Source organism: Cryptosporangium aurantiacum, from assembly GCF_900143005.1.
In the GTDB taxonomy this organism is placed as follows: Bacteria; Actinomycetota; Actinomycetes; order Mycobacteriales; family Cryptosporangiaceae; genus Cryptosporangium; species Cryptosporangium aurantiacum.
Window position 1 is genome coordinate 70,632 of sequence record NZ_FRCS01000007.1, and the last position, 13,713, is coordinate 84,344.

Annotated in this window: 11 protein-coding genes; 4 read left to right on the forward strand and 7 right to left on the reverse strand. The window is 71.6% G+C overall.

Annotation, left to right across the window (positions count from 1 at the left end; all coding sequences use genetic code 11):
• The first annotated feature begins 34 nt into the window (after positions 1–34).
• Complete coding sequence (locus tag BUB75_RS23160) at positions 35–1,816, forward strand: putative bifunctional diguanylate cyclase/phosphodiesterase (RefSeq protein ID WP_073259891.1); 1,782 nt, start codon at positions 35–37, stop codon at positions 1,814–1,816.
• A 33-nt stretch (positions 1,817–1,849) separates the two neighbouring features.
• Here BUB75_RS23160 and BUB75_RS23165 read toward each other — a convergent pair whose 3' ends face one another.
• The 7 genes from BUB75_RS23165 to BUB75_RS23195 all read right to left on the reverse strand — a co-directional run bounded on the left by BUB75_RS23165 (position 1,850) and on the right by BUB75_RS23195 (position 10,340).
• Positions 1,850–3,637 carry an HAD-IIB family hydrolase gene (locus BUB75_RS23165; protein WP_073259892.1) on the reverse strand — a complete coding sequence of 596 codons (1,788 nt, stop codon included), beginning with the start codon at positions 3,635–3,637 and terminating at the stop codon, positions 1,850–1,852.
• Between the two features lie 96 nt (positions 3,638–3,733).
• On the reverse strand, positions 3,734–5,164 hold the full coding sequence (gene pntB / locus BUB75_RS23170) for a Re/Si-specific NAD(P)(+) transhydrogenase subunit beta (protein WP_073259893.1): 1,431 nt from the start codon (positions 5,162–5,164) through the stop codon (positions 3,734–3,736).
• Positions 5,165–5,183: 19 nt separating this feature from the next.
• On the reverse strand, positions 5,184–6,746 hold the full coding sequence (locus BUB75_RS23175; RefSeq protein ID WP_143175364.1) for a Re/Si-specific NAD(P)(+) transhydrogenase subunit alpha: 1,563 nt from the start codon (positions 6,744–6,746) through the stop codon (positions 5,184–5,186).
• Positions 6,747–6,972: 226 nt separating this feature from the next.
• Complete coding sequence (locus tag BUB75_RS23180; protein WP_073259895.1) at positions 6,973–7,197, reverse strand: hypothetical protein; 225 nt, start codon at positions 7,195–7,197, stop codon at positions 6,973–6,975.
• 63 nt (positions 7,198–7,260) lie between these two features.
• A complete protein-coding gene (locus BUB75_RS23185; protein WP_073259896.1) occupies positions 7,261–7,914 on the reverse strand; it encodes a dienelactone hydrolase family protein in 654 nt (217 codons plus the stop codon).
• Between the two features lie 33 nt (positions 7,915–7,947).
• Positions 7,948–8,634 carry a winged helix-turn-helix domain-containing protein gene (locus BUB75_RS48190; protein ID WP_084741617.1) on the reverse strand — a complete coding sequence of 229 codons (687 nt, stop codon included), beginning with the start codon at positions 8,632–8,634 and terminating at the stop codon, positions 7,948–7,950.
• 86 nt (positions 8,635–8,720) lie between these two features.
• Positions 8,721–10,340, reverse strand: coding sequence for an alkaline phosphatase D family protein (locus tag BUB75_RS23195; protein WP_073259897.1), 1,620 nt, complete (start codon positions 10,338–10,340; stop codon positions 8,721–8,723).
• Positions 10,341–10,470: 130 nt separating this feature from the next.
• Between BUB75_RS23195 and BUB75_RS23200 the strand changes: the two genes are divergently transcribed.
• The 3 genes from BUB75_RS23200 to BUB75_RS23210 all read left to right on the forward strand — a co-directional run bounded on the left by BUB75_RS23200 (position 10,471) and on the right by BUB75_RS23210 (position 13,685).
• The gene (locus BUB75_RS23200; RefSeq protein ID WP_073259898.1) at positions 10,471–11,190 is read left to right on the forward strand and encodes a DUF5995 family protein; all 720 of its coding nucleotides are present in this window, start codon (positions 10,471–10,473) and stop codon (positions 11,188–11,190) included.
• 43 nt (positions 11,191–11,233) lie between these two features.
• The gene (locus tag BUB75_RS23205) at positions 11,234–13,414 is read left to right on the forward strand and encodes an MMPL family transporter (protein WP_073259899.1); all 2,181 of its coding nucleotides are present in this window, start codon (positions 11,234–11,236) and stop codon (positions 13,412–13,414) included.
• Positions 13,415–13,490: 76 nt separating this feature from the next.
• Entirely contained in the window at positions 13,491–13,685 is a 195-nt protein-coding gene (locus BUB75_RS23210) for a ferredoxin (protein WP_073259900.1), read from the forward strand.
• The last annotated feature ends 28 nt before the right edge of the window (positions 13,686–13,713 follow it).

The window sequence follows — 13,713 nt, forward strand, 5'->3', positions numbered from 1 at the left end:
GCCGGGAAGCCCGGCGCGGGTCACACCGTGGTCGGTGGGTGAGCTCTCCCGCGACGTCGTCGTGGTCTCCGCCGACCAGTCGTGCGCGGAGCTCGACCAGCTGTTCCGCTCGCAGGACACGCTGCCGGTGGTCGTCGTCCGGGACGCCTCGCGGAGGACCGGGCTGGTCATGCGGTCGACGTTCGAGCTGGTCATGTCCGGGCCGTTCGGATATGGACGGTCGCTCTGGGGCCGCCGGCCGGTGGGTTCGATGGCGGACTGGACGCCGCTCGTGCTGCCCGCCGAAACCCCGGTCACCGACGCCTCCCACCGGGTGCGCACACGCGGCTGGCACAACCGGTACGACGACCTGCTGGTGAGCTGGCCCGGCGGCCGGATCGGCCGGGTCTCGGCGGCCAGCCTGTTCGACGCGTTGGCACGCCGGCTGGTCGAGCAGGCCACTCAGGACGCGCTGACCGGCCTCGCGAACCGGCGCCACTTCCTCGACGAGCTCGGCGCCGCGTGCGCCGGGAACGTCGACGGTTCGGTGGCGGTCGTCTTCGTCGACCTCGACCGGATGAAGCAGGTCAACGACTCGCTGGGGCACGGCGTCGGTGACCAGTTGCTGGTCTCGGTGTCCCGGCGGCTGGTGGCCGCGACCGAGCCGGACGACGTCGTCGCGCGGTTGGGCGGCGACGAGTTCGCGGTGCTCCGCCGGGTGGCGGTCGGCGCGGGCGGGATCGACGCCCCGGCGTTCGGCGAGCGGCTGCGCGCCGCCGTGGCCACCCCGGACCCGTCGTTGCCGGAGGCGGCGCACAGCACCGCCAGCGTCGGGGTGGCGGTCGCGACCGGCCCGATCGAGCCGGGCGCGCTGCTGCACGACGCGGACGCGGTGATGTACGAGGCGAAGCGGGCCGGCCGCAACGCGGTGCGCGCGGTCGGCAGCGGTGCCCCGCCGCCGGGGCGGCACGCGGACAGCTCGGCCCCGCTGCAGCGCGCGCTGGAGGGCCAGCAGCTGGAACTGCACTACCAGCCGATCGTCGAGCTCCCGAGCGGCCGGGCCGTGGGGGTGGAGGCGCTGGTGCGCTGGCGGCATCCGCGGCACGGGCTGCTGAACCCGGAGAAGTTCCCGGTCCGGAGCGCGGACGACCTGTCGTTGATCGACCAGTGGGTGCTGCGCACCGCCTGTGCCGATCTCGCGTTCTGGACGAACGTGCTGGGCAAACACGCGCCGGAGCGGGTCAACGTCAACGTCACGGCCGCGCTGCTGCGGGACGGCGGACTCGAGGCTGCCGTGCTGCGGGCGACCGGCCAGGTCGGCCTGAGCCCCGACCGGCTGCACGTCGAGCTGCCGGAGTCCGCCGACCTGTCGCTGCTCACCGACGCCGTCGGCAACCTCAACACGCTGCGCAGGCACGGCGTCGGCGTGATCCTGGACGACATGGGCGCCGGCTCCTCGACGCTCCGCCACCTGTCGGTGCTGCCGGTGTCCGGGCTCAAGATCGACAAGTCCTTCGTCGCCGGGATGCTGGAGAACCCGAACGACCACGCGGTGGTCAAGCTGCTCACCGGGCTCGGCACCAACCTCGGGCTCCCGGTCATCGCCGAGGGCGTCGAGAGCCGTGAGCAGCTCGACGAACTGCTCGTCCTCGGCGTCGGCTACGCGCAGGGCTACCTGCTCGGGAGGCCGGGGCCGGCGATCGAGCTGACCCGCAGCCTCGACCCGGCCGCGACCGGCGGCCCGGCGGCCCCACCGGCCGAGCTGCCGGTGCGGGGCGACGGACGATCCGTCACCCCGCGGCTTCGTTCGGCCCGGGTGTCCCGCCGCCTCGGCTGACCCACCCGGTCTCGGTCAGAGGCCCGGCGAGCGTTACGCTCCGCCCTCCGGATCGGGCTCGGCGGCCTGGGTGTACTTCGCGGTCACCAGATCCCGCACCCGGTCCCGGGACGCCGCGGCGTCCAGCGACTCGTCCTTCTCCACGGTCTCGATCTCGGTGGCGAGCTCGTCGTCGTCGAGCGTGCCGCTGATCCACTTCGAATAGTCGCCGCGCCGCAGGTGGTAGAGCCAGGTGTCCTCGTCGACGCCCTGCCCGATCTCCAGGAACAGCATGAGGTTGTGGGCGCGCAGGTTGAGCTTCTGCTCGGGGCCGCGGAACCAGAAGCTGGTGTCGGCGGACATCGTGCCGAGCGCGTACTTGCGGCGGTGCCGCTCCCGGTCGATCGTCCCCGGCTCCAGCTCGACCAGCCGCGCCTCGTCCTCGCCGACCCGCCAGATCAGCAGCTGACCCGGCTCCAACCCGTCGGCGGGCAACCGCGGCGGGTCGACCTCGAGCGCCTCGGCGACCGGCTCGAACACCGTGTGGCCCTCGGGACCGACCCCGATCACGGTGTTCAGCAGCCCCACGACCGCGGGGTCGACGCTCTCCGGGTGGACGGTCACCAGCAGCGTCGAGGAGAACCGGCGCAGCAGGGTGGCGTTGTCGGTGGCGGTGTTCGGCGGCAGCTGGTGGTGCGCCTCGTCGATGACCAGCCAGTGCGGACGGCTGTGCCGCGCCACCGGCTCCAGCAGCCGGGGGAGCAGACCGGTGAAGTACGCGGGCCGGTCGGCGATCGGCACCGCCAGCAGGTTGAGCACGGTGCTCTGGCCGGGCCGTTCGAGCAGGCCGTGGATCTCCCGCGCGGTCGGCTCCCGTTGGGGGTCGCCGATCACGACGCTGTCCTTGCCGATGCCGCTGTCGTAGTCACCCTCGGGGTCGACCAGGCAGGCCTGGTACCCGGCGGCCAGCAGGCGTTCCAGGAACGCCGACGTGACCGTGGACTTCCCGCCGCCGGACGGACCGGCGATCATCGCCCGCACGCCGTACGGCGCGAGCCGGACTTCCCCGTCGTCGTCGTCCGGCCCAGCCTCGTCCGGCCCGGCCTCCTCCGACCGGCCGAGCAGGATGTGGTGGCGGACCGGACCGGCACCGCCCCAGCCGCCGGGCAGGTCCTCGAGGTCGTTCTCGATGACCCGGTCGATGATCTCCTCGACCCCGGCGCCGCGTGCGCCCTCGGTCACGACGTCGCAGCGTTCCTTGAGCGAGTCGACGGCGTTCGCGACCGCGACACCGCACTCACACACGTCCAGGAACGCGTGGTCGTTCTCCGCGTCGCCGACCGCGAGCGCCTCGTGGCCGGACAGCCCCAGCTCGTCCAGCGCGGCGCGCAGCCCGGACGCCTTGTTCACGCCGGGCGGGAGCACCATCACCGCGCCCTTGTTGTAGATGAGCTGGTACTCCAGGCCGAGGTCGCGGATCGCGTCCTGGACGACGTCGTCGTGCGGCTGGCGGGTCGCGATGATCACCGCGCCGACGCCGAGCGGTTGGATGTCGGCCGCGCGGAGCCGCTCGACCAGCGCTTCCGGCGGCGGATCGCTGAGCGGCTGGTGCTCCCGGGAGTCCGGCCGGTAGAGCAGCCCGCCGTTCTCGGCCACGACCCGGTCGAACAGATCGAGGTGGTCGAAGACGCGCTGGAGATCGTCGAGCTCGCGGCCGGTGACCAGGATCAGCGCGCGTTTCGAGTCGGCGGCTCTGCGGAGTGCGTCGACCGTGCTCTCCGGCACCGCACCGTCGTGGGCCAGCGTTCCGTCGTAGTCGAATGCCAACGCTCGATAGCGCATCGTTCTCCCCTCGTCACCGGCGGCGATGCCCGCGCGCCGTGAGGGCCAAACGACGGGGAGCCGACGTTCACCTGAACGTCGGCTCCCCGGAACGAATCAGCGCACGGAGACCGGTTCGCGCTCCGCGGTGACCGGGGCGAGCGCCCGGAGGATGTCCTCGACGCGCGCCTTCGCGTCGCCGAACAACATCTGGGTGTTCTCCCGGAAGAACAGCGGGTTCTGGACGCCGGCGTACCCGGCGGCCATCGACCGCTTGAACACGATGACGTTCTCGGCTTCCCAGACGTGCAGGACCGGCATGCCGGCGATCGGGCTGCCGGGGTCCTCGGCCGCGGCCGGGTTGACGGTGTCGTTGGCGCCGATGACCAGCACGACCGACGTCTCCGGGAAGTCGTCGTTGATCTCGTCCATCTCCAGGACGATGTCGTACGGGACCTTCGCCTCGGCGAGCAGCACGTTCATGTGGCCGGGCAGGCGTCCGGCGACCGGGTGGATGCCGAACCGGACGTCGACGCCGCGGTCGCGCAGCGTCCGGGTGAGCTCGGCGACGGGGTACTGCGCCTGCGCGACGGCCATGCCGTAGCCGGGCGTGATGATCACGCTCCGGGCGGACGCGAGGAGCTCGGCCGTGCCCTCGGCGGTGATCTCGCGGTGCTCGCCGTAGTCGGTGTCGTCTGCGGGGCCAGCGACGATCCCGAACCCACCGGCGATCACCGAGAGGAACGAGCGGTTCATCGCCTGGCACATGATGTACGACAGGTACGCACCCGAGGACCCGACCAGCGCGCCGGTGACGATCAGCAGGTCGTTCGAGAGCAGGAACCCGGACGCGGCGGCGGCCCAGCCGGAGTAGCTGTTGAGCATCGAGACGACGACCGGCATGTCGCCACCGCCGATCGAGGCCACCAGGTGCCAGCCGAGCGCGAGCGCCAGCACGGTCAGCGCGATCAGCAGCCCGAGGCTCGGCGCGGCGACGAACCAGACGGTGAGCGCCACGAACACGACCAGCGCCCCGATGTTCAGCGCGTTCTTGCCCGGCAGCATCAGCGGCGAGGAGTTGATCCGCGCGGACAGCTTGAGGTACGCGACGATCGACCCGGTCAACGTCACCGCGCCGATGAACACGCCGATCGCCACCTCGGCGTGGTGAATGCCGAGGAGCGAGCCCTCCAAGTCGGACGAGTGCTCCAGGTAGCCGTTCCAGCCGACGAGCACCGCGGCGGCGCCGACGAAGCTGTGCAGGAGCGCGATCAGCTCCGGCATGCCGGTCATCTCGACGACCCGGGCGCGCCACAGGCCGATCGCGGCACCGAGCGCCACCGCGGCGACGAGCAGCACGATGCCGAGCGTGTTGATGTCGCCGTCGATCGCCAGCACGATCGTCGCGACCAGCGCGATGACCATGCCGACGATGCCGGACGACGCACCGGCGCGGGACGTCTCGTGCTTGGACAGTCCGGCGAGGCTGAGGATGAACAACAGGGCAGCGAGCAGGTAGGCGGCCTGGGCCGCCGAGGAGATAGTCATCGAGGTCAGCGCCCAATCATCAGCTGCGGGAGAACATGCCGAGCATGCGACGGGTGACGGCGAAGCCGCCGAAGATGTTGATCGACGCCAGCAGGATCGCGATCGAGGCCAGCACGGTGACGCTCACGTGGTCGTGACCGATCTGCAGCAGCGCGCCGACGACGATGATCCCGGAGATCGCGTTCGTCACCGACATCAGCGGCGTGTGCAGCGCGTGGTGGACGTTCCCGATCACGTAGTAGCCGATCACGATCGCCAGGACGAACACCGTGAAGTGGGCGGTCAGCGCGGCGGGTGCGAACCCGACGATCGCGAACAGGGCCACGGCCGCGAGCGCGGCGGGGATCAGGCGGCGGGCCGGGTGCTTGGGTTTGGCCTCGGCCGCCTGCGGTGGTTCGACCTGCTTCGGTGGTGCTGCGGGGGTCGCGCTGACCGAGACCGGGGGCGGCGGCCACAGCTTCTCGCCGTTGTGCACCACGGTCATCGTGCGCTGGACGACGTCCGCGAGGTCCAGCGTCAGCACGCCGTCCTTGTTCGGCGTGAGCAGCTTGAGCAGGTTGACGACGTTCGTGCCGTACAGCTGGGAGGCCTGGGCGGGCAGGCGTCCGGCCAGGTCGGTGTAGCCGATGATCGTCACGCCGTTGTCGGTGACGACCGACCGTCCGGCGACGCTCCCGGCCACGTTCCCGCCCTGCGTGGTGGCCATGTCCACGACGACGCTTCCCGGCTTCATCGCCGCGACGTGCTCGGCGGTCAGCAGCGTCGGCGCGGGGCGCCCGGGGATCAGCGCGGTGGTGATCACGATGTCGACGTCGGCGGCCTGCGCGGCGTACAGCGCGGCGGCGGCGCGGTCGTAGTCCTCCGAGGTCGCCTTCGCGTACCCGTCGGTGCTGGCTTCCTGCTCGACCTCGACGGCGAGGAACTCACCGCCCAGCGAGCGGACCTGCTCGGCCACCTCGGGCCGCGGGTCCGTCGCCCGCACCACCGCACCGAGGCTGTTCGCGGCCGCGATCGCGGCCAGTCCCGCCACCCCGGCGCCGGCGACCAGCACCTTGGCGGGCGGCACCTTCCCGGCGGCGGTGACCTGACCGCCGAACAGCCGGCCGAACGCGTGCGCGGCCTCGATCACTGCCCGGTAGCCGGCGATGTTGGCCATCGACGACAGCACGTCCATCGACTGCGCGCGGGAGATGCGCGGGACGGCGTCCATCGCCAGGACCGTGATCGGGCGTTTGGTGAGCGACTCCACCAGCGCCGGGTTCGACGCCGGGCTGATCAGCGAGATCAGCGTGGCGCCGTCGGACAACGCACCGATCTCCTGCGGCGACGGCGGATTCACTTTCAGTACGGCGTCGGACCGCCACGTCGTGGCCGTATCCGCGATCCGGGCGCCCGCGGTGGCGTAGGCGTCGTCCGAAAAACTCGCTTTTCCGCCCGCCCCGGATTCGACGACCACGTCGTAACCGAGTTTGACCAGTTGACCTACGGTGGTCGGAGTGGCGGCCACCCGGGTTTCCCCCGGGGACGATTCGGCCACCACCCCCAGCATTTGCCCCGGCGGCGACTGCTCAGTTCCATCCATCGGGTGTCCCTCCTCAGGCGCGATGCGGTGGCCGGATAGCAGCCATCCGCACGCGGCGGCAGCTGATTTCCGGGGGCACCGATCAGCGCGGCAACCACGACGTGCGTGATGTTGACATGGATTCTCCGGTTCCGAATACCGATGTAACGAACACCTCACGCCGGACGGTTCGATCCGAGGTCACTCAATCAATACAGTTGAACTCCGGTGACAAAAACACGAACGATTAAGATTCCGGGTCGTGTTCCGTGCTACGGATCCAGAGGTCTTCGGCGACGAAGAATTCGATCAGCGACGCGATTTCCTCCGGGGAGTCACCCTCCACCACGATCGTGTCGTTGATCCGGATCGTGACGTCGTCCAGCAGCTCCAGCGTGCGGATCTCCGGTGCGACCCGGACTAAGACGTCGATCACCTGGGACAGGGTGGCGTCGTCGAAGGCGTGCTCCATGGTGTCCTCCCGGACGAGACGAGTACTCAGGAGGACAGAGCGGGACAGTAGCCCGGTGATACCTCAGGTTGTGAGGTGGGTGCTGAACCAGTCGGCGGCGTGGTCGGCGACCTGCTCCAGCGCTCCGGGTTCGCCGAACAGGTGGGTGGCGCCGGGAATCAGCAGCAGCTCGTTCGGCGCGGTCATCGCGGTGCGCGCCTGCTGGTTGAGCTCGATCACGGTCTCGTCGTGGCTGCCGACGATCAGCAGCGTCGGCGCCTGCACCGCGGTCAGCGCCGAGTCGGCGAGGTCGGGCCGGCCGCCCCGGGAGACGACCGCGCCGACCAGGTCCGGGCGTGCGGCGGCGCTGACCAGGGCGGCCGCCGCGCCGGTGCTGGCGCCGAACAGGCCCAGCGGCGTGTGCTGGGTGTCCGGGCGGGCGTGCAGCCAGTCGAGGATGCCGGTCAGCCGGACCGCCAGCAGGCCGATGTCGAAGCGCAGCTCGCGGCTCATCGCGTCGATCCGCTCCTCGTCCTCGGTGAGCAGGTCGACGAGGACCGTCCCGAACCCCCGGTCGTGCAGGACGTCGGCGACCGCCCGGTTACGCGGGCTGCGCCGCGAGCTGCCGCTGCCGTGGGCGAACAGCACCGCGCCGCGAGGATCGTCGGGAAGGTGGACGTCGGCCTCCAGGTCGACACCCGCGGTCGGTATCCGATGTGCGGTCAGCTGGGTGCTCATGCCCGGTCGAGTACCCCGTCTACCTGCGGTTACTCAGTCGACGCCCGGCAGGACGGCGACGCGGTCGGCGTGGTCCAGGCGGTAGCCGACGCCACGCACGGTGACGATCTGCGGGCCGGTGTCGGCGAGCTTCACCCGCAGCCGCCGCACGTGGACGTCGATCGTCCGCTCGCTGTAGCGGAACCGGGCGCCCCAGACCGCGTCGATGAGCTGGGTGCGGCTGAAGACCTGCCGCGGGTGCCTGGCGAGGAACGCGAGCAGGTCGAACTCGCGGCGGGTGAGCGAGAGTTCGCTGCCCGCGAGCGTCGCGACCCGGCGACCGGCCAGGATCCGCAGCGGCGGCGTGCCCGCGTCGCTGCGACGCGCCGCCACGGCGGCACCCCGCGTGGCGGCCCCCGGCCTGGCGTCCACCGTGGCGTCCGGCACCGGCGTGCCGTCGTCGCGGGCGGAGAAGACCGGCGCCGACGGCGGCCGCGCCGCGTCGTCGCCGAAACCGAGGGAGACCAGCGCGGAGACGGTCGTGTCACCCGCGCGGGCGTGCCCGGCGAGCAGGTCGCTGATCTCCGCGCACAGCGCGGACGCGATCCCGGGCGCCCCACCGCCGGTCAGGTCGACCTCCACCAGGACTCGCGCGGTCCGGGTCGGGCCGTTCGCGGCGGTGAGCCGCCGGACGGTGGCGCCGTGCACCTGCGGGACGCGCTGGTCGGCCTGCGCTGTCATCGGGTCGGTCCTCCTCGAGCTTCAACTAGTTAGGTAACCCTAACTAGTTGAAGCTCGGCGTGGGGTGTGGCATGCGCCCCACTACGTCACGCCGGGACGAGCCCCGGCCGCCCGGCCACCGTCACCCAGGACGCGCTGGTGGACACCGGCGACGTCCGGACCGCGATGCTGGCGACCGTGCGGGCCTCCGCGAGCCAACGCTCCTTGGTGACGTCGAACCGCAGGTAACCGCGGAGTGAACCGTCGAAGTACCGGACGTGCGGGTTCAACGAGGGGTTGGCGGCGGTGACCGGTGCGATGAACGGGGCGGGGAAGTCCGAGCTCACGCTCGTCGCGGTGAACTCCACCGCGACCGGCGCCGCGGCCAGGTCGTCCCGGTCGATCCGCAGGTCGCTGAACCAGGAGGAGTGGATGTCCCCGGCCAGCACGACCGGGTTCGCGATCTTGCGCTCGGCCAAGAACCGCAGCAGCCGGGTCCGGGCCGGGTGGTAGCCGTCCCACTGGTCGAGGTTCACGATCGGCGGCAGCGGGTTGGCCGGGTCCAGCAGGTTCGGGAACCGGATCTGGCTCACCATCACCTGCTGGGCGATGACGTTCCAGCGGGCGCGGGAACCGGCCAGCCCGGCGTGGAGCCACTGCTCCTGGGCGCCGCCGGTGAGCGTGCCCGCGGTGTTGTCCAGGCCCGGCTGCGCCGGTCCGAAGTCCAGCGCGATGCCCGGCGGCTGATCGGTGCGGTGCTGCCGGGTGTCCAGGACGTTGATCCGGGCCAGCCGCCCGAAGTCGAACCGGCGGAAGAGCCGGTAGTTCGGCGAGCCGGGCGTGATCGGCCGGCGGAGCGGCAGGTGCTCGAAGTACGCCTGGTACGCGGCCGCGCGCTGAGCGGCCATCGCGGCCGGGGACTGGAACTTCGGGCTGTTCGCGTCCTCTGCCTCGTCGATCAGGTTCGCGTAGTTGTTCTCGACCTCGTGGTCGTCCCAGGTGACGATCCACGGGAACGCCGCGTGCGCGGCCTGCAGGGACGGGTCGGTCTTGTAGAGCGCGTGGCGGGCTCGGTAGTCGACGAGCGTCCGCAGCTGGTCGAGGCCCGCGGTCTGCGGCTGGGTGTGCATCCGGTCGGGGTAGGCGCTGCGCGGGTCGTACTCGTAGATGTAGTCGCCGAGGTGCAGGACGACGTCGAGGTCCTCGGCGGCCAGCCCGTCGTAGGCCGGCCAGTAGCCGTTCTGCCAGTCCTGGCAGTTCACGACGCCGATCCGTAACCGGGAGACGTCGGCCGACGGCGCCGGAGCGGTCCGGGTGCGGCCGGTCTCGCTCACGTGGCCGCCCGCCCGGAAGCGGTACCAGTACTCGCGGCCGGGACGCAGGCCGCGGGCGTCGACGTGGACGGAGTGCGCCCGGCCGGGGTGCGCGGTCGCGGTGCCCCGCCGCACCACCCGGGAGAATCGCGCGTCGGTGGCGACCTGCCACTCCACCGGGATCGGCTGCCCCGGCAGCGACCCCGCGTTGAACGGGTCGTTGACCAGCCGGGTCCAGAGCACGACCGCGTCCGGGAGCGGATCACCGCTGGCGATGCCCAGCCGGAACGGATCGGTCCGGAGCGGAGCCGCGTGGGCGGTCCGGACGCCGACCGGGAGCGCGCTCGCGGTGAGCGCACCGGCGGCGCCGGCAGCGGCACCGATCAGGAACTGTCTTCTGTCGACCACGGCCATCGGGACCTCCCTGTACCGGATGCAGCGACCTGGCGTCCATGATCCGCGTGAACGCGCGAGTGTTCATGCAGTTCGCCGTACGCTCGGGAAGTCGTTGTTTTCCGGACGCTCGCCGAGCCAGGGGGGACGGATGGCCGGTGGGATCCAGGACGTGCTGGCGCGGATGCGATCGCTCCGCGACACGCTCGATCCGGCGGACGGCGTCCGGCAGTTCAACCGCGTCTACTTACGGGTCACCGAGGAGCTGCAACCCCGGCTGAGCGCCGGGTTCTTCCGCGACCCCGAGTTCGTCGAGCGGTTCGCGGTGCTCTTCGCCGGCCGCTACTTCGCCGCGGTCGACGCCGGGGCGGCGGACGTGCGGCGGGTGAGCCCGGCGTGGCGGCCGCTGTTCGCCCAGCGCACCGATCCGCGGATCCACCCCGTCCAGTTCGCGGTGGCCGGCATGAACGCCCACATCAACCACGACCTCGCGCTGGCCACCGTCGACGCCTGCCTGGCGCACGGCACCCACCCCGGCGACGAGCGGGTCGGCGTCGACTACCTGCGGATCAACGCGATCTTCGAGGAGGTCGAGGCGGAGATCCGGTTGGCGTTGCTGTCCGGTCCGGAGGAGCTCGGCGAACCGTTCGAGCCGATCGTCCACCTGATCAGCACGTGGAGCGTCGTCCAGGCCCGCGACGCGGCGTGGGTGCGCGCGCAGGTGCGCTGGGCGCTGCGGCAGCAGGACTGGCTGCTCGACCGCACCGAGGAGGCGTCCGCGCGGGCGACCGGGATGACCGGCCGTCACCTGCTGACTCCGCTGCTCCCGGCCCGTCGGCGGCGCGCGTTCCCCGACGTTCTGCCGGATTGACCCATTCAAGAGTAAAAATCCCATTTGGGGGCAAAACCTCGGCGTGGCAGCGTTGCTGTATCGCCTCGGAGCGGGTGCGTTCCGCTTCCGCGTCCAGGTGTGCGTCGCGTGGGTGCTGGTTCTTCTCGCCGTGGGCGTCGGTGCGGTGACACTCTCCGGCAAGACCGTGAGCAGTTTCAGCATCCCCGGGCAGGAGTCGACGACCGCGCTCGAACTGATCGCCGAGAAGTTCGAGGTCGGGGCAACCGGCGCGACCGCGCAAGTCGTCCTGGAGGCGCCCGGCGGCGGCACGATCACCGCGGCCGAGCCCGCGGCGAAGGTCGCCACGCTGGTGACCGCGCTCCGCGAGCTGCCCGGTGTACTCAGCGCGACGGACCCGCTGGACCCGGCGTCACCCGTCGTGTCGGCGGATCAGCGCGCCGCGTACAGCACCGTGACCTACCAGGCGCAGGCCGCCGAGATCACCGAGGAGCAGCGCGACGCGCTGCTCGCGGCGGTCGCGACCGCCCGCTTCGACGGGCTCACCGCCGAGGTCACCGGCGAGGCGGCGGAGGCCCAGGGTGCCGGTGTCGGCGGCGCGGGGGAGGCGGCCGGTGTCGTGGTCGCGCTGATCGTCCTCGCGATCACCTACGGGTCGCTGGTGGCCGCCGGGATGAACCTGCTCACCGCGCTGGTCGGCGTCGGCATCGGAGCGCTGGGGATCACGCTGCTGACCGGCTTCATCGACCTGCAGGCGACGACGTCGGTGCTCGCGGTCATGCTCGGGCTCGCGGTCGGTATCGACTACGCGCTGTTCATCTTCACCCGCTTCCGGCAGGAACTGCTCAGCGGCCGGACGATCGGCGAGGCGGCGCCGATGGCGGTGGGCACCGCCGGATCCGCGGTGGTCACCGCGGGCATCACCGTGGTCATCGCGCTGTCCGGGCTGGCCGTCGCCGGCATCCCGTTCCTCACCGAGATGGGGCTGGCCGCCGCGGGCACGGTGGTGGTCGCGGTGCTCGTCGCGGTGACGCTGGTGCCCGCGGTCCTCGCCCTGATCGGCCTGCGCGCGCTGCCCCCCAAGGTCCGGCCGACGCTCCGCAGCGGCAACCCGCTGCCGCCGCACCCGGATCGGGGTTTCGTCGCGGGCTGGGCCAGGACCGTCACCGAACGACGCTGGCTGAGCCTGCTCGGCGCGGTCGTGGTGCTTGCCGTGATCGCGGTGCCGGTGTTCTCGATGCGGACGTCGCTGAACCAGGAGCCGGCGCCGGATACCACCCAGGCGAAGGCGACCGCGATCCTGTCCGAGCGGTTCGGTGCGGGCGTCACCGGCCCGCTGTTGATCCTGGTCGAGGGAGAGGACGCGACCGGCGTGGCGCGGTCCGCGGTCCCGGCGGCCGAGGCGCTCGACGACGTCGCGCTGGTGTCCGCGCCGCGGGAGTCCCCGTACGGTGGTGCGGCGCTGATCACCGTGATCCCGGAGTCCGGGCCGGACAGCGAGGAGACCGTCGACCTCGTGCACGCGCTGCGGGACGCGCTCGCCGGCCTCGGCGGGAGTGCTCGGTCGTACGTCACCGGGACGACCGCGGTCAGCGTCGACGTCTCGCAGAAGCTGAACGAGGCGCTCCCGGAGTACCTGGTACTCGTCGTCGGGCTCGCGCTCGTGCTGCTGATCCTGGTGTTCCGGTCGCTGCTGGTGCCGATCGCCGGCGTGCTGGGATTCCTGCTGACGATCGGCGCCGCGCTCGGGGCGACGGTCGCGGTGTTCCAGTGGGGCTGGCTGAAAGTACTGGTGAACGCCGAGACGACCGGGCCGCTGCTGAGCCTGGCGCCGATCATCGTCGTCGGCATCCTGTTCGGCCTGGCGATGGACTACCAGGTCTTCCTCGTCTCCCGGATGCACGAGGCGCACGCGCACGGCGCCGCGCCCCGGGCCGCGATCGTCACCGGCTTCCGGCAGGCCGCGCCGGTCGTCGTCGCGGCCGCGTCGATCATGTTCGCGGTGTTCGCGGGCTTCATCCCGGAGGGCGACGCGACGATCAAGCCGATCGCGTTCGCGTTGGCGACCGGCATCCTGTTCGACGCGATCGTGGTGCGGATGGTCGCGATGCCCGCGGCGATGTCGCTGCTGGGCGCGTCCGCCTGGTGGCTGCCGCGAGGGCTGCGCTGGCTCCCGACGCTCGACGTCGAGGGGGCAGCGCTCGAACGTCGTCCGGACGAGACGCGCGAGTTCGCCCCGCACTGACCCCGAGTGTCCTACCGTGCTGACTGAAACATAGTTCTGGTTTCTGTGGGCGGTCGCCTCATCGGGGAGGAACGTCGTGAAGGTACTGGTCGACAACCAGCGGTGCGAAGCGCACGGACAGTGCTGGATGGTGGACGAGGAATTCTTCCCGCTGGATGACGACGGGTACAGCGCGCTCCCGGCGGGCGGTGTCGACGTCGCACCGGAGATGGAGGACACGGCTCGGCGGGGCGTCGACGCGTGCCCGCTGCAGGCGCTGCGGATCGAGTGACGAACGACGGCCGGGGCCGAATGGCCCC

Excerpts from the sequence above, each read along its gene's own strand:
- BUB75_RS23165 (WP_073259892.1), bottom strand. The coding sequence starts at position 3,637 with ATGCGCTATCGAGCGTTGGCATTCGACTACGACGGAACGCTGGCCCAC.
- pntB (WP_073259893.1), bottom strand. The coding sequence starts at position 5,164 with ATGACTATCTCCTCGGCGGCCCAGGCCGCCTACCTGCTCGCTGCCCTG.
- BUB75_RS23175 (WP_143175364.1), bottom strand. The coding sequence starts at position 6,746 with ATGGATGGAACTGAGCAGTCGCCGCCGGGGCAAATGCTGGGGGTGGTG.
- BUB75_RS23180 (WP_073259895.1), bottom strand. The coding sequence starts at position 7,197 with ATGGAGCACGCCTTCGACGACGCCACCCTGTCCCAGGTGATCGACGTC.
- BUB75_RS23185 (WP_073259896.1), bottom strand. The coding sequence starts at position 7,914 with ATGAGCACCCAGCTGACCGCACATCGGATACCGACCGCGGGTGTCGAC.
- BUB75_RS48190 (WP_084741617.1), bottom strand. The coding sequence starts at position 8,634 with ATGACAGCGCAGGCCGACCAGCGCGTCCCGCAGGTGCACGGCGCCACC.
- BUB75_RS23195 (WP_073259897.1), bottom strand. The coding sequence starts at position 10,340 with ATGGCCGTGGTCGACAGAAGACAGTTCCTGATCGGTGCCGCTGCCGGC.
- BUB75_RS23200 (WP_073259898.1), top strand. The coding sequence starts at position 10,471 with ATGGCCGGTGGGATCCAGGACGTGCTGGCGCGGATGCGATCGCTCCGC.